14 protein-coding genes are annotated in these 21,243 nt (G+C 41.1%); 6 read left to right on the top strand and 8 right to left on the bottom strand.

The window, feature by feature from the left end; genetic code table 11:
- Positions 1-430: 430 nt before the first annotated feature.
- From AC5JPO_RS04670 to AC5JPO_RS04645, 6 genes are all read left to right on the top strand, one after another.
- Positions 431-1,561 carry an endonuclease/exonuclease/phosphatase family protein gene (locus AC5JPO_RS04670; RefSeq protein ID WP_493852556.1) on the top strand — a complete coding sequence of 377 codons (1,131 nt, stop codon included), beginning with the start codon at positions 431-433 and terminating at the stop codon, positions 1,559-1,561.
- Positions 1,562-3,149: 1,588 nt separating this feature from the next.
- Positions 3,150-5,516: a type I restriction-modification system subunit M gene (locus tag AC5JPO_RS04665; protein WP_493853416.1), complete on the top strand. Its 2,367-nt coding sequence runs from the start codon at positions 3,150-3,152 to the stop codon at positions 5,514-5,516.
- A complete protein-coding gene (locus AC5JPO_RS04660) occupies positions 5,516-6,847 on the top strand; it encodes a restriction endonuclease subunit S (RefSeq protein ID WP_493853415.1) in 1,332 nt (443 codons plus the stop codon). The genes AC5JPO_RS04665 and AC5JPO_RS04660 overlap by 1 nt, the downstream gene beginning before the upstream one ends.
- Before the next feature lie 63 nt (positions 6,848-6,910).
- Entirely contained in the window at positions 6,911-7,513 is a 603-nt protein-coding gene (locus tag AC5JPO_RS04655; protein WP_493853414.1) for a hypothetical protein, read from the top strand.
- Between the two features lie 29 nt (positions 7,514-7,542).
- Entirely contained in the window at positions 7,543-10,812 is a 3,270-nt protein-coding gene (locus tag AC5JPO_RS04650) for a type I restriction endonuclease subunit R (protein ID WP_493853413.1), read from the top strand.
- 32 nt (positions 10,813-10,844) lie between these two features.
- Entirely contained in the window at positions 10,845-12,020 is a 1,176-nt protein-coding gene (locus AC5JPO_RS04645) for a hypothetical protein (protein WP_493853412.1), read from the top strand.
- A 506-nt stretch (positions 12,021-12,526) separates the two neighbouring features.
- Here AC5JPO_RS04645 and AC5JPO_RS04640 read toward each other — a convergent pair.
- The 8 genes from AC5JPO_RS04640 to AC5JPO_RS04605 all read right to left on the bottom strand — a co-directional run bounded on the left by AC5JPO_RS04640 (position 12,527) and on the right by AC5JPO_RS04605 (position 21,240).
- Positions 12,527-13,963, bottom strand: a complete 1,437-nt coding sequence (locus AC5JPO_RS04640) for a hypothetical protein (protein ID WP_493853411.1) — start codon at positions 13,961-13,963, stop codon at positions 12,527-12,529.
- Positions 13,956-14,888: a sensor histidine kinase gene (locus AC5JPO_RS04635; protein ID WP_493853410.1), complete on the bottom strand. Its 933-nt coding sequence runs from the start codon at positions 14,886-14,888 to the stop codon at positions 13,956-13,958. Before AC5JPO_RS04635 ends, AC5JPO_RS04640 begins: the two co-directional genes overlap by 8 nt.
- Entirely contained in the window at positions 14,851-16,686 is a 1,836-nt protein-coding gene (locus tag AC5JPO_RS04630) for an AAA family ATPase (protein ID WP_493853409.1), read from the bottom strand. Before AC5JPO_RS04630 ends, AC5JPO_RS04635 begins: the two co-directional genes overlap by 38 nt.
- Positions 16,687-17,611: 925 nt before the next feature.
- A complete protein-coding gene (locus AC5JPO_RS04625; protein WP_493853408.1) occupies positions 17,612-20,095 on the bottom strand; it encodes a DUF927 domain-containing protein in 2,484 nt (827 codons plus the stop codon).
- Complete coding sequence (locus AC5JPO_RS04620; RefSeq protein ID WP_493853407.1) at positions 20,096-20,491, bottom strand: hypothetical protein; 396 nt, start codon at positions 20,489-20,491, stop codon at positions 20,096-20,098.
- The gene (locus tag AC5JPO_RS04615) at positions 20,484-20,735 is read right to left on the bottom strand and encodes a hypothetical protein (RefSeq protein ID WP_493853406.1); all 252 of its coding nucleotides are present in this window, start codon (positions 20,733-20,735) and stop codon (positions 20,484-20,486) included. Before AC5JPO_RS04615 ends, AC5JPO_RS04620 begins: the two co-directional genes overlap by 8 nt.
- Positions 20,728-21,000, bottom strand: coding sequence for a hypothetical protein (locus AC5JPO_RS04610; RefSeq protein WP_493853405.1), 273 nt, complete (start codon positions 20,998-21,000; stop codon positions 20,728-20,730). The genes AC5JPO_RS04615 and AC5JPO_RS04610 overlap by 8 nt, the downstream gene beginning before the upstream one ends.
- Positions 21,001-21,240 carry a helix-turn-helix domain-containing protein gene (locus AC5JPO_RS04605; RefSeq protein ID WP_493853404.1) on the bottom strand — a complete coding sequence of 80 codons (240 nt, stop codon included), beginning with the start codon at positions 21,238-21,240 and terminating at the stop codon, positions 21,001-21,003.
- Positions 21,241-21,243 lie beyond the last annotated feature (3 nt).

Genomic DNA, 21,243 nt, shown 5'->3' with positions numbered 1-21,243 from the left:
ATTTGTTGCGTCATCAACCGATAACAATGCCGTGAATGGCACAAAAAAGCAAGGCGTTTTGGCTATTATTTGGTCATTTTCTATACACTATTAAATATGCTTACCATAACTTTAGGTTATCACTATTCAGAATTACTGAAACATCTATTCGTTTCTAGTATCACAGAGTAACGCTCCGAATGTTAGTGCATTTACATATCCTTATTATACTAAAGGGTCTGACATTGTAAGTTTTTATGACAGTTGTCCTATAATTACGACTCACTTGTAGGCGAAAATCTTATGAGATGATAAAGTAAGCTTCTAGTATCATTACCTAACGCCAGTTCGGTCAAATTAGGGCTACGATTACAATACGCTTTGTCATTGAACAAATGATATCTGACAACATTGACTCTATCATCCTCTCAATAAATGGTTAGTACATACTATGGATCTCTCACTATTATATTATGGCCTACAGTGGCTAGCAGGATTCATCGCATTTGTTACGATCTGGGGCTGGATACCGCTTGATAACTGGTGGGTGCGCGGTGTTGAGTTTCCACGTATTCAGATCATGGTGCTTGGTATTATTGCTTGGCTGGGGATGATCGTGTTTTTTTCAGAGTGGGAGCTGGGTCAATGGGTGCTGTTCGTTATACTTAGTATTACTTTAGCCTTTCAGCTGAGAATGGTCCTGCCTTATACCAAGCTATGGAAAAAGGAAGTCCAAAAAGCAAAAGATAAGCCAGAAGGAAAAGTCCATCACTTAAAAATTATGGTATCAAACGTACTGACACCTAATGATGAGACGCAAAAACTGGTTGATTTGGTTGGACAAAAGCAGCCTGATATTTTAATCACGTTAGAGAGTGATAAAAAGTGGGAAAAAGCATTGCACCAAATTGAATCTGATTATCCTTATACGGTTAAGGTACCACTCGACAACCTATATGGTATGCATCTGTATTCTAAGCTTGAGCTGATAGATCCTGAGGTTAAGTATCTGATGATCGATGACATACCTTCTGTTCATACTCAGCTGCGTCTGCAGGGCGGACGGGTGATTTGGTTATATTGCTTACATCCTATGCCGCCTAGTCCAACTGAAGCTGATAAATCAACCACGCGTGATGCTGAGTTACTCATGGTTGGCAAACACATTAAAGAAAATAACCAAACGGCGATATTGGCCGGTGATCTCAACGATGTGGCATGGTCAAAAACAACGCGACGTTTTCAGCGTATCTCGGGTCTACTAGATCCTCGTATTGGTCGACATTTTATCAATACTTTTCATGTCAAATACCCGTTTTTACGCTGGGCTTTAGACCATATCTTTCACAGTGCTTGTTTTACGGTCGTCGATATCAAGCGTATGCCGTCGATAGGGTCGGATCATTTTCCTGTAATGACCACTCTGCAATACGAGCCAGAGGAGACTAGTAACCAAGAGGGCAATGCACCTACTGCCGAAGCAGAGGATGTTGAAGAAGCAGACCATAAGATAGAAGAGGGCAAAAAAGAAGGCAAAAAAGTATCAGATGAGCATAGAGAAGAGCAGCGCAATTTTGCTTAATAATCGATATTGCAGGTAGGCGTAACCGGTGCTGTCGTAACGTAAGCATATGCTTACGTCAAATAAGGTCTTTAGCTTCTATTCGTACTACATTGATTGTCCTATAATACCTCCATCAACACAAGGATACGCAAGGATGCAGTGTTGAGACGGTACCAATAAAAGAACAGGTCAGCCCGCTGTCTTATATGTTACTGTTTATGACTCAGGATGAGTCAACATGGAAGAGAGATAATAACAATAATATGAAGCGTCAAAGCCCTGAACCAATCGCCCTAGGTTCGGGGCTTTTCTTTGTGTGCAAGATTTTGATTTATAAGGGTTTTTTACAAGCATTATTAATATTGGTGCCCAGTACGGTGCCCAGTAGATTTTGCTTGGGGCTTATTTATAGATAAATTCAATAAATAAAGCTGATTAAATAATTGGGTTGCTTAACACAATAGGGGCGTAAGGTTAATCCAAGACATTGAACGTGCCAGCAACTTAGGAATACTATTTCCTACTTGCAACTTTCTTTCATGGGGTTAAATTGCTGATGATTGCACGCGCTTGATTAATAGCTTTTTAAGCCTTGCAAAATAGGCGCAAATATCGTGCATATGTATTGCGTTTTCTTTGCGCCTTGCTCGCATTCTAACTATGCAAAACTATACTTTGTTGCTATGCCTAGTAAAATATCGGCTCAAAGATAAATCCAGTTATGGATTAAAGACAAAGAGGATAACCTCAATTGGTGGGTATGCTAAGTAGATGCGCTCAATCTTGCGCGTATCTCGTTACTTACTGATTAAACTCTTATGCAAAAGTCGTGCTTATCCTAAGCGTAAACCGAGCGTTTATCGTGCAAATAACGCGCATTGTGATTGTGATTACTTAAATTTAGCCAGTTTATGCATGCGTTTATAATGCGTTTATAATGCGTTTATAATGCGTTTTATTGCATCGTGCCTGATGGGTCTTAAGATACTTGCCAGCTATAGCGCGTCTGTGACTATAATTTGTTGATACTGCTTTTCTTCCTATAAGTGGTGTTATTTTGCTTCCAACCGTTTCTAATTCTCCTGTTTTTTGGTGCGTTGGTGCTTGCTTGGTTCCGATGTAAACCTGTATAGATATAGATTTGCGACTATGGAACCAAAGACGAAAACGTATTTTTTGGTGCTTAACTTTTGGTTTCTTGGTGCGTTGTTTCTCTAAATAAGTTTCCTATCGCTGTTAAGTTTCCGTCCTCACGCCTTTGTGCGTATAGCTGTTTCCACTTTATAGGTTTCTAAAACTGACAGGAAAAGTTTCCTGATTATCGTCAGTTTCCAGTATTTTAGCCTTATCGTATTTCCCACTATCTACTGATACTAAAATAAACTTGTATTTTGTTTGCATGGGGTTAATTTGTCGGGAAGCTTTGGCCCGTCAAAGTATTGCATAACTAAATATATTACTATTCCGATAAATCTCACATTCACACTTGCCGAGTAATGTCGAATACCCTTATGATGGTTGTATTTTGTCTAAGATGAGTATTGCCTCATCTCTGATAGACAATCTACAACTCATATCCTTGCCCAACAAACAATAAGACGAACTCATGACCAAAAACTTCTCTCAAACAGCGGCTTTCATCTGGTCTGTCGCTGATCTATTACGCGGTGACTTTAAACAATCGCAATACGGCCGCATCATCTTGCCATTCACGCTACTGCGCCGCCTAGAGTGTGTGTTAGAAGAGACCAAAGCCGCTGTCGTTGCAGAAAACCAGCGTATCGCTGATATGGGTCTGCCTGAGGAAGCGCAAGAGAAGTTCTTGATACGTGCCAGCAAGCGACCTTTTTATAATACCTCGCCAATGGATCTTAGCAAGATGGGTCAAAGCGATATCAAGGATAACTTGAATACCTATGTGCAATCATTCTCAAAAGACGCGCGTGAGATATTTGAGCACTTTAAATTTGAAGAGTTTGTCGGTCAATTGGCTGATGCCAACCTGCTATATAAAGTAGTGCGGATGTTTGCCACTACGGATCTTAGCCCTGAGGCGATATCCAATCATGAAATGGGCTTTGTGTTTGAAGAGCTGATTCGCCGCTTTGCTGAGAGCTCGAACGAGACCGCAGGGGAACACTTTACCCCGCGCGATATTGTGCGCCTAACCACTTCACTGGTGTTTATGGAAGATGATGACGCGCTGACCAAAGACGGTATCATTCGCACCATTTATGACCCGACGGCAGGTACGGGCGGCTTCTTATCCTCGGGTATGGAATACGTGCTAGAGCTAAACCCTGACGCGGTGATGCGTACCTATGGGCAAGAGCTAAACCCTGAGTCTTATGCCATCTGTAAAGCCGATATGCTGATTAAAGGGCAAGAGGTGAATAACATCAAGCTGGGTAATACCTTGTCTAGTGATCAGCTGGTCGCTGAGAAGTTTGACTACATGCTATCGAACCCGCCGTTTGGGGTGGACTGGAAAAAGATATCAGGTGAGATCAAAGATGAGCACGAGCAAAAAGGCTTTGATGGTCGTTTTGGGGCGGGCTTGCCGCGCGTGTCTGATGGCTCGCTATTGTTCTTGATGCATCTGATTAGCAAGATGCGCCCGATTACTGATAATGCCAAAGATGCAGAGAACAGCAGCACTCAAAACAGCAACCAAGGCAGCCGTATCGGTATCATCTTAAATGGTTCACCATTATTTACAGGCGGCGCGGGCAGCGGGGAAAGTGAGATTCGCCGTTATATCCTTGAGGCCGACTTGTTAGAGGCCATCATCGCCTTGCCAAATGATATGTTTTATAACACGGGCATTGCGACCTACATCTGGATATTAAGCAATAAGAAAGCCCCTGAGCGTCGCGGCAAAGTGCAATTGATTGACGGAAGCAACCTATACAGCAAGATGCGTAAATCACTTGGCTCTAAGCGTAATGAGATGAATGATGACGACATCAAGACCATTACCCGCAGCTTTGGTGACTTTGAAGTGGTTGATGCGCGTGTGCTAGATAAGCCAGAGGAAGTGAAGTCTAACCGTGGTCGCCAGTCTGCCAACCCAAAAACTGAGCCTGCCAAGACCTTTGCCAGTAAGATATTTGCCACTCATGAGTTTGGCTATCGTCGCATCACGATTGAGCGCCCGCTACGTCTGTCTGCTCAGTTATCTGATGATGCCATCGAAACCTTGCGCTATGCCTCTAAACCGTTTGATATAGTCATGCCAGCGCTGTACGAGGCATTTGGTAGTGAGTGGACGACTGACAGCTATGGTGATTTATCAGCGGTCACGTTAGAGGCACGTGCCATGATTAAGGCTGACTTCTCCGAGCTAAAAGAAAAGCAAATCAAAGACGTGCTTGACTCTAAAGTATGGCGAGATCAGCTTGAGATCATGAATAAAGCCAAAGCTCTGCAAGCGGCTATTGGTGAAAACCAATTCGATGACTTCAACGAGTTTGAAAAAGTGTTCAAACAAGCGTTAAAAGACGCTGATGTGAATCTTGATACCAAAGAGAAAAAGCAGCTGATGGATGCCATCACGTGGAAAAACCCTGAAGCAGAACCTGTCATCAAAAAAGCGCTCAAGGTTGAAAGTCCACTCTATGGTGCGTTTAGCTATCAGCCGACTAATTCAGACAAGCCAGCCAAAATAGTTGAGTTCCAAACAGACAGCGATCTACGTGATTATGAAAACGTACCGCTCAATCCTGAGGTGACGACGACTGAGCTGATTGAGAGTTACTTTGCCCGTGAAGTGCAGCCACATGTGCCTGATGCGTGGATAAATGCCGATAAGACAGATGCCATCGATGAAGAGATTGGCATTGTGGGCTTTGAGATACCGTTTAACCGTCACTTCTATGTGTATGAGCCGCCGCGCGCGCTAGTCGATATCGATGCGGACTTGGATGCGGTCAGTCGTGAGATTATGCAGTTGTTGGGTGAGGTGCATTCGTAATGCAGACTTTACCTAAATATGCGAGTTATACCAAGACAGACGTAAATTGGATTGAGGAGTTTCCAAGCCACTGGAAGCTTGTTCCTTGTCGCTCTATTGTTGAGCATATTGTCGAAAAAAATGAAAATGCAAAGATACAGAATTATCTTTCATTAATGGCTAATATTGGTGTGATACGTTATGAAGATAAAGGTGATGTTGGAAATAAAAAGCCTGAAGATCTTTCTAAATGTAAGATAGTGCGTAAAGGCCAGTTAGTTATTAATAGTATGAATTACTCAATAGGTTCCTATGGAATGTCTCCGTATGACGGAGTGTGTAGTTCTGTTTATATAGTTCTTGAAGCAAAGAAAGATGTTTTGCTCAATAGATATGGTCTAAGAGTATTCGAAAACTCAGCTTTTCAAAAGCATTTAGCAACTTTTGGAAATGGGATATTAGCGCATAGAGCTGCTATAGGCTGGGATGATATTAAAGGAGCCTATATTCCTTTAGCGCCGATGGATGAGCAAGAAAATATATTAAAGTTTCTCGACTACGAAACCGCACAAATTGACACCCTTATTGATAAACAGCAAACACTCATCACACTACTAAAAGAAAAGCGCCAAGCCGTGATTAGTCATGCGGTGACCAAAGGCTTGAATCCTGATGCGCTGATGAAAGATTCGGGTGTTGAGTGGTTAGGGGAAGTGCCTGAGCATTGGAATATCACAAGAATAAAATATGTCGCTGAGCTAACACCAAGTAAATCTGGGATTTTATCAAGGTTGGAAGAGAGGTGTAGTTTTATTCCAATGGAAAAATTAAAGCTTGATACCCTTATACTTGATGAAACACGACAAATTAAAGACGTATATCAGGGTTATACCTATTTTGAAGATGGTGACGTACTAATTGCTAAAGTAACCCCATGCTTTGAAAACCAAAATATGGCTATTGCAGCTAATTTGGTTAATGGTATTGGCTTCGGTTCTTCAGAGATATATGTCTTACGTACTGAGGCAGAAGGATTAAATCAATTTCTACTTTACCGCTTGCAAGAAAGTGTGTTTATGCAGCTTGGTGCAGGAGCTATGACAGGTGCAGGTGGATTAAGAAGAGTACCGTCAGAGTTTCTTAATAATTTCCAGTTTGGCTTACCGCCTATAAGCGAGCAGCAAGGGATTGTTGAACACATTGAAAAAATGAAAAGTAAGTTTAATGACTTAATAGATAATGCAGAACAAGCTATCCAACTTATGCAAGAACGTCGTACGGCTCTAATATCTGCCGCCGTTACGGGTAAGATTGATGTGAGGGGTTGGGTTGCGCCTTCGACTAATAATTAAGTAGAGTAAGATAAGTTTTTTATGTCTTTTACATCTATAAAAAACTCTAATATAGGAAATAGTATGGCCGTTGTCGAAAGCTACTTAAATAATGACATTTTTCTAATTTCAATAGCTCATACCCTTTTTGAAGAAGCAAAGAATGAAAAACTTGGTCATACCTTTAAGAAAACTATACCAGCAATGCTTTTCTACTGCCTAGCGCTAGAGTCTAGACTAAACACCTATGGTAAAGTTTTATTTTCTAGTGATTATAGAAAATTTAGAGAATCATCTAATTTAAAAGAGAAAGTTCGTTGGTTTTTAAGACGGTTGAATGTTTACGAAAATGAGTTAGAAAGTGAAGAAAATAAAGAGATTCTTGAAAAGCTTCTAGACAGTATCGATACTATGGTGGATTTCCGAAATCTTGTTGTTCATTCAAAAAGTATTAGTCATTCTGAATCTAGAGAGTTAGATGATATAGAGCAATTGTCAGACAAGTTTATTTCTAAACCAAGATTACAAAATGATTTTACGACACTGTACTCGATTGAAAGTTGTGAGAGGTTTAAAGAAGCCGTATCGACCTTTGAAACGATATGGTATGTGAAAGCACGGCAATTATTTCCTGATATCGATTCTAAAAAACTCTATGGTATTTCACATTCTGAATCACGTAGTTGAACTGAAATAATAATTCTAGAGAACCTAAAATGACTAACGCGCACAATGTTACTTACGAAACTGTCTTTCAAGCCGATATCATCGACCAGATGCAGGCACATGGCTGGCAGCTGGGCAATCCTAGCGGCTATCAGGCAGAGACGGCGCTATATGAGCAAGACGTGCTGGACTTTGTGCAGGGCACGCAGCCGCAAGAGTGGGAGAAGTTCTGCCGCACTTTCCCTATTGATAGTGAGCGTCATTTTATCGCCGCATTGGTTAAGCAACTTAATAAGGCTGATGAGCACTCTACCGATCAAGCGTCGCGTAGTTACGGCACGCTTGGTGTATTGCGTCATGGTTTAAAGATTCGTAACGCGCGTTTTAGCTTGTGCCAGTTTAAGCCTGAGCACAGTCTCAATCCTGAAATCATGGCACGCTATAAGGCCAATATCTGCCGTGTTGTTCCTGAGGTGGTTTATAGCCCGCATACCAGCCTAAAAGACAGCACTGATGCTAATGACAAGGTTGCTAAGCGTAACCGTATTGATGTAGTGTTATTCGTCAATGGCTTACCCGTGACGACGATGGAGCTAAAGTCCGAGTTTAAGCAGTCGGTTAATAACGCTATTACTCAGTACAAGAAGACCCGCCTGCCAAAAGACCCTGATACTAAAAAACCCGAGCCGCTGCTGACGTTTAAGCGCGGCGCATTGGTGCACTTTGCCGTCAGTCAATATGAAGTTTATATGACCACAAGGCTGGCAGGTGACAGTACTTACTTCTTGCCCTTTAACAAAGGCACTAGTGATGGCGGTGCGGGTAATGACGTGCCAGCGGATAGCAGCCGCTATGCCACCGATTACCTATGGAATGAAGTACTCACCCCAGAGAACCTATTGGCGATTCTCGGCCACTTTATGCACTTGCAGATAGAGGAAGAAGAAGACGCGATTGGGCGTAAGTCTAAAAAAGAAACCATGATGTTTCCGCGCTATCATCAGTGGGATGTGGTGACCAAATTGGTCAATGCGGCCATTGATGAGGGCGCGGGTCAAAAGTACCTCATTCAGCATAGTGCTGGCTCGGGCAAGTCTAACTCTATCGCATGGACGGCGCATCAGCTATCCACGTTATACAACAGCGACGGCGATAAACAGTTTCATTCAGTTATCGTTATTACTGACCGTACCGTGCTTGATGACCAGCTACAAGATACTATCTATCAGTTTGAACATGCTGATGGCGTGGTCGGTAAAATTAATCGAAAAGAGGGTGATGGCTCAAAGTCTGAACAGCTTGCCGCCGCGCTGGTAAAATCGCAGCCGATTATTATCGTCACCATTCAAACCTTCCCGTTTGTACTCAAAGCGATTGAAGATTCAAGCGTCCTAAAGTCACGCCGTTATGCCATCATTGCCGATGAAGCGCATTCTTCACAAACAGGCTCTACGGCTCGCCAGCTTAAAGAAGTGTTGGTCTCAGGTGATATAGAAAGTAATGCAGATGATGACGCGCCGCTATCTAGTGAAGATATCTTAGATGCCACGCTTGCTGCGCGCCGTAGCAGTCCGAATCTGAGCTATTACGCCTTTACCGCCACGCCTAAACCAAAAACCATCGAGCTGTTTGGACGCTTGCCTAACCCTGACTTGCCAGCTGCTAGCGATAACTTGCCCGCCGCTTATCATGTGTATTCAATGCGCCAAGCGATTGAAGAGGGTTTTATCTTAGACGTGCTAAAAAACTACACCAACTATAAGGTGGTCTATCAGCTTAAGCAGAAGCTGGCCGCCGAAGATGATGAAGTCGATGCCCGCCGCGCCAAGATTAAGCTCAATAACTGGGTGCGACTGCATGAGCACAATATCGCGCAGAAAGTTAAGATCATCATTGAGCACTTTAACGACAATATAAAAGGCTTACTCGGCGGGCAAGCCAAGGCCATGGTGGTGACAGGGTCGCGTAAAGAAGCGGTACGCTATAAGCTGGCTTTTGATAAATATATTAGTGATTACAGTTACCGCGGCATCAATGCCATGGTCGCCTTCTCAGGGGAAGTCACCTTTAACGATAATGACCCTGATAGCGGCGCGCTACTTGGCGAGAAGTTCACTGAGCATAATATGAATATCGGTCTCAAAGGCCGTGATATGCGTAAAGCTTTTGATAGTGATGACTATCAAGTGATGCTAGTGGCCAATAAGTTCCAGACAGGCTTTGACCAGCCCAAACTATGCGCCATGTACGTGGATAAGAAGCTGACGGGCGTGGACTGCGTACAGACCCTCTCACGGCTGAATCGTACCTATAAGGGTAAGGCTGAAAGCGGCACCTTTGTGCTCGACTTCTTTAATGATCCTGAAGACATCCTTGAGGCCTTCCAGCCGTACTATGAGACCGCTACCTTAGCAGATGTGTCTGACCCCGATCAGGTGTTTGACCTTTATGAGAAATTGCGTGCCAGCGGTATCTTCTTATGGCATGAGGTCGAGCAGTTTGTTGAAGCTTTTTATAGTAAGAGTAAGTCTAACGCTGCCATTAGTAACATCTGTAAGCCAGCGGTCGAGCGTTGGCAGAAGCGCTATAAGCTGGCACGTGAACAAGCCCAGCATGCCAAGGTGATGCTTGAGCGCACCAAAGCCACGGGCGATGTGGTGCTAATGACCAATGCCGAGAATGACTACAAAGGCTTTAAGGCCGATCAAGATGCGCTGGAAATCTTTAAAAAGGATTTGGGTACCTTTACCCGTCAATATGAGTTTATGTCACAAATCGTGGACTATGACTCTAAAGAGCTGGAGAAGCTGAGCCTATACGCGCGTAACCTACAGCCGCTACTGCGCGAAAGTGTGGATAATGAAGATGACGTTGATCTAAGTAATATCGTCATGAGTCATTACCGCGTCTCAAAGCTATACCAGCAAGACCTAAAGCTACAAGAGGGTAGTGGTGAATTAGAAGCTGGCGGCGGCGCTGGTACAGCAACTCCTAAGGATATAAAAGAAGAGCTGCTGTCGAAAGTCATTAATCGATTGAACGAGGTATTTGCGGGCGAGGACTTTACTGATAAAGACAAAGTTAATTTTATGAATACTATTTGGGATAAGGTCACGGAAAATGAAATTGTGGTCAAGCAATTCAGTAATAACAGTACCGATCAGATTATGCTTGGTGGTTATCCTGATGCCGCCGAAGACGCTATGTTTGAAGCCAAAGATGCGTTTGAAGACATGACCATGCATCTTCTGTCTAATCCTAATCAATTTAAGAAGTTTATTAGATTGATGCTTGATACGAAGTTGGGTGATCATGCATAGGTGGGCTATACAGAGAGTAAGAGGTACACAGCATGACAGATAAAAACATTAAGCTTTGCGATACTGAAGATGAAAAGCAGCGCTATATTTTTAATATGCTACCAAGTTATTTCATCACACAGATGGGGGCTGACCCTAACAAGCTATTAAAAATATTAACCGCAGGTTTATCTAGAGACCATCGTAGACAACCGTTTCAAATAGCCAAAGTATTGAATGATTCAATATTTGCGTCGTTCGATACATGTATTAATGCGCAAGATATTCAAAAAGGAGAAATGTCAGCACATCCTTATCAGGCGCTACTACGAATTATGGGTGTAGTGTCTGATAGCAAGTTGTATGAACATACAGAGGTTATTGATGCTTGCGCCAGTCAAGAGCTGTCTCAGTCGGCTATAAAACGGTTCAAAGACTATTTACACTGTGAATTTAGTTATGAGAGTGATGAGCTTAATGTAGAGATGACTGCAGAGAGTTTTTATATGCATTTACTGCTGAGCTTTGTGGCGCATCTTGACGCTTACTTTCATCATCACGAATGTTCATCATTAATCAATCCTATCAGTCTAGGACATCTGTTTCAAAAAAAGCCAAATCCAAATAAATTACAGTATGATTCAGAAGCGGATAAGTTTATTTCGTTAGGTAAAAAAGGTAGCCTATTTACTCGTACGTCTCGTACTTTCTTACAATGGTCGCAAACTTGGCTATATTTTCAGCAGCATGAGGAGATGCCCAAAACTACAAGAGGTATAAGTGGAGAGATTAAATGGCCTGCCATTAATGACCCAGAAGGAAAGCGTGAATACTATATTCGTCGGACAAGTGAAGGTAAATGGATTACTTTAATAGATTTATATTGGCTGTTAGGTATTGAGGATAGAACAGATGATGATGAGTCTCGTAAAGTCCTTAATCTCCGCCGAAATAATATGGTCAAGTATGTAAAAAACGCTGATATTGAGGCTTTAGAAGGATTTGACCATAACTTTGTTGGATTAATCTGGTTGGTCTATGCTTTTTTTCAAACCTTGTATGAGAAGTCTGATAGCGATAGCTATATCTTCTATGATGATTATCATAATTTATGGGAATCCATAACAGGTCACTACGAATCAAAGGTCAGTGAAAATATAAAAAATGATCGTATTGAATGGCCAGACTACCTAAAAAAACAAGCCACACGTAATGAACGTATGGCTTGAGCATAAAAAAACTAAAAAGTAACTAAAAGTGATTTATTTGCCCTTGGGTGGATTATTATCGCGACCACCACCTGATGGATTGTCTGTTGTGCTCGGAAAGCCTGCGCCTTGACTACCATTATTCATGAAAATTTTCATAGTTGTTACTCCACTGAGGGTTTAGTTTTCATAGCCAGTTGCTTACTGACTATGATTAATAGAGTAACGTTTTAAATTTATTGAATCTCCCAGCTATCTTAGGGTTTTGATCAAAAAACATACAAACAGTTTGGTTTTTTATAAAAATATAGTAATATATATATCCAATCGAGTAAGTGAAATCACTTTGATGACAAGGTTTTTATGAAATAAGTTAAACGTACACACTATGTATATGGTGTACGTTTAACTTACTTTAAGATAGGGAAATGACTGTGCCATCAGTCACCTATTAATTTTTTTGCTATGTGAAATATCTATTAGAACCTTAAATAGGGTAAGGGGCTTATTGCTTTTACAAAGAACATTTAAGATTGATCATAAATTCTTTTGGAAGCTTGCAACAAATTTAAAGCAATTTCTTTGTTAGTGTCTTTGTATTTTAGTTGCCTTAAAGAATATGAGTATAAACATGCAGCAAGTTCTCGGGAACCTGCTCCTATGCTACTAGCCCATTCTCTACAGAAGCGAATATTTTCAGCGATTGGGCAATCTTCAATATATTTGTCTATATTTTCCCAATTTTCAATATCCGCTTTAGTAGGCCAGTCATATTTAATTGTGTCAGGGTGAAATAAGAAGCTACACTCTAGTGTTATTGGATCTATAGTGATTGGGCCTTCTGAAACATCACCGTAATCAATCAAAGTTGCGCGGTTGCTAGCTGTATCGATAAGAATATTCTCACCATGTAAGTCCCTATGAAAGCAGCCAATATTTGCTTGAACTTTGTTGTCCTCAAATTTGTTTGCCCAATCAAGTCCATACTGTTCTTTCAAAAGCTCACTTGTTTCATCATCAACTAAGTTTTGCCTAATAGTTTTTATTGAAACTCGCTTTTGTAAAGAAGTGTCATGCCATTTATCCATCATAGAAAATATAAACTTTCTAATTTCTATGGTAATTACATCTTCTTCAACAGACTTGAAGAAAGAACGATTATAGTCTGTCGCAAGACCATAAAAAACGCCCGAATTTAATTTGGCAGCGAACTTTATATGTTGAAGTTTTCTTGGGGTAATTTCAGGCCTCAACCGATTTATCTTACTATCATAATTTAATGCGTCTTTATCAATATCCGCCATCGGCCCACATTTTGAAATAGCTATATGAACTGTTTTGCCATTCTCATTCTTCACATGTACCGAATATACTTTTGCAGCAGACAGACCTCCTCCCACTTTATTAACTACAGCAGACGTCCCTCCCTGACTTTTAGTGAAAATGCGGATTAATCTGTCATGTTCGACTGGCAATGAATCAGAAGAATAATTTAACTCGATGTCAGACAGATTTAATACAGCGTTAACAATGCCAGTTACTTTTTCTCTAAATTCATTCATCTTTGTTTTAGGTAGATGGTCGATAGTTGGTCGCGATCGGCCTTCATACCAAACATCTAAATTATGAGAAGAGGCTAAAAAATCAGTTATCATATCTACAGTACTTGTGCCTGTAAAAATGAGCAGAGGGGTACCTTTCGCCATAACCGTACAGCGACCTAAAACTGCTAAACCATGTTGCGGTGATTTTTCAAAGCTATCAGTGTCAACTGGGATTTTGAGATCCAGAGTAATAAAATCAAAAAATTGGTTCGAATCATTTAAAATATCAAAAGCTTGATCTCGACTTCCTGCAATAGTAACTTCAACTCGATCATCTATTGCCGTAAAAACACTTGTTATATAGTCAGAAATATTAACTTCATCCTCCACTACTAAGACTTTAAAGTTATGATTAGACATTAAAATTTCCCCATCTTAAAATTAGTTTCGCACCACCTGACTCAATATTAGATAGCTCTACAGTTCCACCTAAGCTATCTATCGCTTGCCTCATAATGCCCATTCCAAATCCTGTATGGCCTGTTTTATTTGTGTTCCCAATATTGAATGCTTCATTGGGATTGCCTCGAACCCCAATTCCTTCATCGATGATAGATACCCAGAACTCTTGATCACTCCCCCCCCAAGATACCGTGATACTTTTATCATCACTCATGTTAGTTAGGGCATTAATTGATTCACTGCTATTCCTAATTCCATTAGAAACAGCAAGACTTAGCAGAGCAGGATCTGTCTTTATGATATAGGGTTGACTACCTTCTAAGTTGACTCTTATAGTTCCCTGAACCTCCTCTGTTAAAATATTTTTTATCAATTGTGCTAAATCAATTTCCTTGCTATCAGGTGCACTAGCAGAAATTCTAAGTTGTTCAATTGCATTGAAAACTTGCATTAAGTTGCTGATACACTTTTTAGACTGACTTGAATCAAAAGAGTGAAACTCTGTATTTAAAGTAGCTTCAAGAATGCCAAGTTTTGGGGCTAATTCATGTAAAAGAATTCCTGAGAACTCATCGATCGCTTCCGCTTTTAAATACCTTTTTCTCTCTACATCAGTTGCTTCATCAACTTGAATGTCTATAGTTAATAACTGATTTGTTTCTAATTTATTGATATTACTCAAAGCTTTGTCCAAAGCCATTCTTACGTGTCTGACTCTTTCGATTCTTCTCTGTATCATGAGCTGATCAGTAGCCCTACTGTCAATATTTTTAATAAAATACCTAGCAGCATTAAAACGATCTATCGCCGTTGGTGATGATAAGGCAGCTAAAGCTTCTTCGTAATTACTGTTCATAAAATGAAGCTCTTCTTCTAAATGCATCTCTACCACCTTCCATGACTGTAGATATAGCTTCAATTATTTTAGGATTGTCCAATGCACCTTCAGATACAATATATCCTCTCGTTCCATCGGAGTTTAGATGTATAACCTCCGCGGCATTCCCTAACACTGGAACGTTAGCATTATGGGTAGTAACAATAACTTGACCTTTACCTGACCTTCGAACAATTGCAGATATTAAGGTTTCCACTATAAAAGCATTGTCAATATGATCTTCTGGTTGATCAACAATTAAAACAGTATCTTTATGTTCTAAAACTAAAGGAAGAATCACAGTACATCGCTGGCCTGTCGAAAGCTCACTAAAATCCTTAAAGCCACAACCGTCTAATAATTCAAATTTTATTTCATCTTCTAATAAAACTGTTGCAATTTTATCAACTGATAACTTTAAACTACTTATAACTCTGAAAGCTCTCTCTTTTGATATAGATACTAGCGATATAAGTTCATCAGCATTATTGTTTTCTATAATATCAAGCAAAGCTCTCGGCGGGATTGTCTCAGCTATAATAGGTGCAAGCTCATTATATTTGATACCGTTTCCTTTCAATGCGTTAATTAGCTCTTGCTGGTAATCTTCAATTTGACTTGCTTCTTCTATTGAAACTCTAATTTTGGGCTGTAGAACTGAGGATAATTCAGAACATACGATAGAACGTTTTTGAGAGCGTTTTGTTCGGACTAGCTCTAGCTGTGTTAAAGCATTGTTTCGCTCTTGCCTAAGACTATTAATTTTATTATTTTTTTCTGTAGTAGTTAACAATACAGCTTCTAATTGTGATATTTCATTCCTTATTGTTTGGCATTTTCTTGATATCTCACCAGAACCTTTTTTTAGTTTATCTATTTCACTTCTTAAAAGTTGACCTTGTTGTGTTATTAAGCTGATAGAGTTTTGACTCGTATTGATCTTCTCAATAGCTTTTTTCTCTGCTACTTGTATGTTCAGTAACGCTTCTTCAATTTTTTTAACTGCTTCGTGTTTGAAACGTATAACTTCAAGCAAAGGGTCTTCAGAAGGATAAAGCCAATTGCTAGTCTTTTTGGCTTTGTTGAGGCTATTGCTCAGTTCTACCTTCCATTCCACTTGAGATGTTAAATATTCATTTATATATTTCACGATAGCAGAGTGTTCAAGATAGCCTTTTTCTAGACTTTTTAACTGCTCTGACTTTTGAGCCGCTTGTTTAGATACTTCTGAAATTTTTTGTTCCTCCAACTCTAAAACTTTAAGCTGTTGTTTTAAAAATGGCAGTTGCAGTAGTTTATCTTCAGAGTCATTGATCATATATGTCAAAGATAGTATTTCTGATGAATAAGATTCAATTGATGAAATAGCAGACAATTCTTGGGATTTTAAATCACTTAGACCGTCCACGAATCCGTCAATAATTTTAAGTCTTCCACTTGAAATTAGCCCTATGTTTTCAATCTCTGTTTGGGAAAATATTAGTGGAAGTTTAGGTATATTGTATATCGTCGGGGTTGTTTCGCCTTCAGCAGTCCTAGAGTATCTGATCCTCTCTATACCGTCAGAAAGGGTTACTATTATTTGCCCATCTTTTAATACAGATCTGGCATGCCCAATTGCCTTTGCTTGAGACTCAGTTGTGTGTCCTTTTATCCCTAAACAATATCTTATCAATTCAACAAATGTTGATTTGCCAGTACCTCGAGCACCGATTATCGTATTTAAACCGTTTTGTAGACTAGCGTCTAATCCATCAAGAAAGCCTCCCTCGATTTGAACCCTTTCAATAAAAAATTTTTCCATAGAATACTTTACCTCTTACTAATAATGATAATAAAGGCGATAACTATACGGCCTTATTACGGACAAATTTACGCTAGAAAATATTTATCTAGGGTATTGATAAAATAAGCTTCAAAGTGATCTTATCAGATAAATCAGTATATGTAAGGAAATCTAATTCTAGAACTCAGAGAGAACATCATTAATCAACGATAACCGTTCAGTTTGTGAATGGAGTCGTGCCTCGCCTTTTGTTTCTCCAGATTAGTAACCTGTAAATCGGGAGTGAAGCGAGCCTAAACTAGGCAGCTTAATTCTATTTGATTAGTGTCTTATGGTTGTGATGATTACCGAGATACCGGCACGTCAACTCTTAAAGACAAAAAAAGCGTTCTTGTAGCATATTATTGAGTCACTGAACGAGCTTTTAGATAAGTGGATAACAGCCTTTTTTCTGCTTCCTCGTGATTCCAAATTCCTTTTCTGATTCCTCTGTATCTATTAGGTGATAAGCGATTGACGTTATTTAAATATTCTGAAAAAGGCGATTCTTGATTCCAAAATCGCTTGATTCCATGGTTTTGCTTCCATTTTTATCGTGTTAAAGCTGCCCAATAATAACGGTGGTATGGGTGATCCAAAGCCAAGTCGCTAGCCCCAAACTTGGGGGGTATCTGTTAATGCAATCAATATGTTCAGATGGGCTTATGAGCGTAGTATCATCAGGCACAAAAAAGGCAGACGATACACGCCTGCCTCTTACTGTTTTTTCTGTACCTTAGTTTTTTTTTGCTTGGGACAGTTGGGACAAAGGGACAGCCCCCGTGCTTACTAGTTTTGAGCTGTCCCAACCTGTTTTCATTTTTTGAGACTAACGGGACAGAGTTAGCAAATTATTGTTTTCCGTCCCGTATGCCCAGTAATGTTTTAGAGTGCGGGACAGTGTTTAGCTCTTGCTGTCAAAAGCCTGTCCCGCTAGTCCCGTATGTCCCATGGTTTTATCTGTTTCATAACTTAATATTTGAGATTTAACTGCATAGAATGGATCGCGTTCTATAAAAAGTGTCTTTGGTGCCTTGTATGCTTTGCGGTCACCTTGATTACGCATCAAAAGCCCTGCATCGTCTAATACCTGTAAGACTTTTTTAGTATTAAAAGGTGGGCAGATTTCCATCTCAAAGGTATTCATTAAGAAGTAATAATCCCCTGTATTAGTATTGCGATAGCCCACACGGTTAGAGGTTCTAGGCTCAAAGTCTGGGCATCGGTGACTATGGCGTGGTTCGAAACGACTTGACCCATGCTGTTCAATAAACGCCTGAATATGTTTAATGATTTGGCGCTGCTCATGCTCACCACCGCGACCGTAATTATTAAGCCAGTTATCAAAACAGATTTGCGCTGCGCTCAGTGCTTGTCCTTTTTGCCAGCCTGTAATACCCGCCTGTGTTGCCATCTCGCCTGCAGCGGCAACAAGAGCGAAACGGGTGCCTACGCGGTACGCTTGCGCCTTTATATCAGGGTAGAGACTCATAAACTCGTCTATCCATACTTGCGCTTCGGTTGTGATCATAGCCTTATCTTTGGTGATATACTCAAGCCATGCCATGCCAGCGCTGCCGTAGTAGGTAGCTGATAGCGCTTTTATCTTGTCCGCTTGTGCCTCGCCTGTGCCTGCCATTACCAAGCTGTCAAACATGCGAAACCCCTTACCAGCATCAGCATCAATATGGGCTATACGTATCTCTATGCCTGCATTGGTCTTTTGTCCTGCCAGTGCCATATGTTGCTCAATAGTATTTTCACCATTAGATAAGAATATCAGCCGCCATGTCGATGACTTACGATTGTGGCCACTGACGGTACTACGTCCTTTACCTTGACCATTTGCCAACATATAGCCGGTCTTACCTGTAATCTTTGGATCACACTCGCTGATTTCATCAAGTCCTAAAAAGCTGTCGTTATGTTCGCATGCTGTGCCTTCGAGTGCGTTATCAGTTTGCCGCCATGTCTTAACATACTTATCAGGATTTCCCCATACGCTGGCCGCTACTTTTAACGATACTGATTTACCCATACTTGATGAGCCAACGATATGAAAGCCGCCGCTATCTATGCCTAGTGGTTCGAGTAGTTGGCCTGCAAAGGCGCAAGAAATTGAAAACACTAAACGTTTTTGATCTGCCAGTGGGCGGCATAATTCATCACGCCACTGAGCAAGACTGCCTTTTTGCGCTAAGGCATTGTTCGCCGCATTGGCAGATTGATAAACAATTAACTCCTTATCATCGCCGCCCAGTGATCTATCAGGCAATATGTATTGATCATCGTGCCAGCCCAATTTATCCACGCACAAGCCACGAACGTAAACAGGGTAGTCTTGAATATAGGTGTCGAGATAACTACGCTGTTTGGTATTGGTGGTAATGTTTAAGCCAAAGCTTGCCAATTCGCGTCGATAGTCTCTCGCATCGCCTTGAAGCATCGCCATTGGCATCGCCCATTTGTGTAGCACGCTATCAGCATCATGCCATTGTATTAAGCGCCCCCAATTACCGTTACTGACATCACGCACCATGGCCATAACTTCAATCGATGAACAAATGAAGGATTTAAATTTGAAGGTGATATTACTGGGATCGTCGTGGTTATAGTCCACAAAATATAATCCATCTGGATATAGTTCAAATCTGCCAGTATTATGTACCATAGGTGCATTAAGCATAACTGCTTTATCCTTACGCCATTCAGGATAGTGAGCAGTGTCGGCAAGCTCAATAATGTCTGCCTGCTCTTTGATGTACTCATAGCTTTCATTTGCTTGTAGCATCGTGACTATATCGGCTGTGGTAATAAGTGCTTGCGCTTTCACGCCTGCCAGTAATGCTTTTTTGCCTTTATCATCAAGCGTCATAGGTACAATAACGCGGCGCGTGCTGCCCCAGTGTTGTATGGTCTGCTTTTGCTTACTGGTGCTAGCGATCAGTGTCTTATCGTGACCGATGGCCGCGATATAGGCATCAACCATATCAGTGAGGTGATCAAAAGCGATGACTTCACTGTTTGGGTCAGTGCTACCCATAACCAAGGCACCGTAACCTGTCGGGTCAATAACAATAGGCTTGTCTGTGCTGTTTGCTTTAAAAAATATCGCACCGACGGTTTGGCCTTGTTTGTCAGTAATTACGAGAGCAATCGTGCCAGCTGTAGGTATAGTTTTGCCAATTTCATCACCATGATATATAGTAGTATTATCTGTAACGGATAGCAGCCGTTCAGGTTCTAGAATGTCATAGAGTTTGTTTAAAAATGGATCGCCTGCCAGCTGTTCCCTTGTGGCTGGCTTATAGCCTTGCAAGATAGTATCCGCGCCCGTGTTCACAGCACGGGCTTTTTCTTGGCTATTGGTTTGTGGTCTGGTGATCATCTATTCCCCCTTGCCATAAGCGGTCAGTGCTAGGGGTTTATTAATAACCTCTAATTGCTCATATAGGAAACTTACCCATGTATCGGCAGAAACATGCGCTAAACGTGCCATCATAGCGGCAGCACGTGTATCTATCTTTCCATAATGGATAAGTGCGAGTAATTGGCTAACATCATTCAAGGTATGAGCTGCACCATTAATATCGCAGGCAATATCCGATAGCATTTGTGACGATATCAAGATTACTTCGTCGTCATCATGGCTAGTAAAGTCGATAACTTTACGCTGGCTAGATAGGCTGCTATCAGGCAAGCCATTAGGTAATTGATGGGCTGAGGGTATAGCTTCATCTTTTAGCCCGTCCATGACTTCGTTTATAAAATCGTTATCACTCATGGTCTGTTACCTCCTGCTTTGTCGTGGTCAACATGCAATCCAATTCCTCGGTAATGTCCTCCATCGACTTTGACGCAGCTCTTAGCGCAGTTATGACCGCATTGATAACGCCACCTGATACAGGATTGTCTGTAGTGACCGCTTGCAATGCCATTGCTAGATGACTGGTATCAATATTGAGTAGCACTATCTGCTCACTGATACTTTCCAAGTAGTCGGCTGATACTGATATTTGATTACTCATTGATTGATACCTCGTCTTGTAGGATTATCTTACCCATGATGTCCGTGCTCATTTTGCTGGCATGTTCGCTGTGTGCCAGTAGCGCAGAACGTACCGCCACAATAACGCCCTGACTTGCTGGGTCGGCTGTTTCGATGGTGTTCAATGCATAAGCAAGGCTTTCACAATCGTTTGATACGTCCTGAATATAGTCGTCCACATGGCACAGCGTATAAGTATCTACTGCCACTAGGCGCGGTTCTAATATGTCGTTTGACTGGCTCATTTAGCTCACCTTACTGTCAGTAGTGTTGGCTGGCTGGTCTATCCAATAAGACTTATATCGTTTACCGTTTTTTTCAATTATTTCATCTTGAATAACTATACCTGTAGCGCGTAGGTCACTAATGCGCTGTAAGAAACAAGTCATTCCGTACTGATCGTAGGCTTGCATATTTGAAAGCCTTTTACCTGCCAGCAGATGATTGAGTATTATTTGGCTGTAGGTTTGCTTTGAGGTAGTCATGGC

The sequence above is a fragment of the Psychrobacter sp. H25 genome, assembly GCF_059076335.1.
This window is presented reverse-complemented; position numbering and strand designations above follow the sequence as displayed.

Bases quoted from the DNA above. Each gene is read 5' to 3' on its own strand.
- AC5JPO_RS04665 (WP_493853416.1), top strand. From the start codon at position 3,150: ATGACCAAAAACTTCTCTCAAACAGCGGCTTTCATCTGGTCTGTCGCT.
- AC5JPO_RS04625 (WP_493853408.1), bottom strand. From the start codon at position 20,095: ATGATCACCAGACCACAAACCAATAGCCAAGAAAAAGCCCGTGCTGTG.
- AC5JPO_RS04655 (WP_493853414.1), top strand. From the start codon at position 6,911: ATGGCCGTTGTCGAAAGCTACTTAAATAATGACATTTTTCTAATTTCA.
- AC5JPO_RS04610 (WP_493853405.1), bottom strand. From the start codon at position 21,000: ATGAGCCAGTCAAACGACATATTAGAACCGCGCCTAGTGGCAGTAGAT.
- AC5JPO_RS04645 (WP_493853412.1), top strand. From the start codon at position 10,845: ATGACAGATAAAAACATTAAGCTTTGCGATACTGAAGATGAAAAGCAG.
- AC5JPO_RS04630 (WP_493853409.1), bottom strand. From the start codon at position 16,686: ATGGAAAAATTTTTTATTGAAAGGGTTCAAATCGAGGGAGGCTTTCTT.
- AC5JPO_RS04605 (WP_493853404.1), bottom strand. From the start codon at position 21,240: ATGACTACCTCAAAGCAAACCTACAGCCAAATAATACTCAATCATCTG.
- AC5JPO_RS04650 (WP_493853413.1), top strand. From the start codon at position 7,543: ATGACTAACGCGCACAATGTTACTTACGAAACTGTCTTTCAAGCCGAT.
- AC5JPO_RS04640 (WP_493853411.1), bottom strand. From the start codon at position 13,963: ATGTCTAATCATAACTTTAAAGTCTTAGTAGTGGAGGATGAAGTTAAT.
- AC5JPO_RS04635 (WP_493853410.1), bottom strand. From the start codon at position 14,888: ATGCATTTAGAAGAAGAGCTTCATTTTATGAACAGTAATTACGAAGAA.
- AC5JPO_RS04615 (WP_493853406.1), bottom strand. From the start codon at position 20,735: ATGAGTAATCAAATATCAGTATCAGCCGACTACTTGGAAAGTATCAGT.
- AC5JPO_RS04660 (WP_493853415.1), top strand. From the start codon at position 5,516: ATGCAGACTTTACCTAAATATGCGAGTTATACCAAGACAGACGTAAAT.
- AC5JPO_RS04620 (WP_493853407.1), bottom strand. From the start codon at position 20,491: ATGAGTGATAACGATTTTATAAACGAAGTCATGGACGGGCTAAAAGAT.
- AC5JPO_RS04670 (WP_493852556.1), top strand. From the start codon at position 431: ATGGATCTCTCACTATTATATTATGGCCTACAGTGGCTAGCAGGATTC.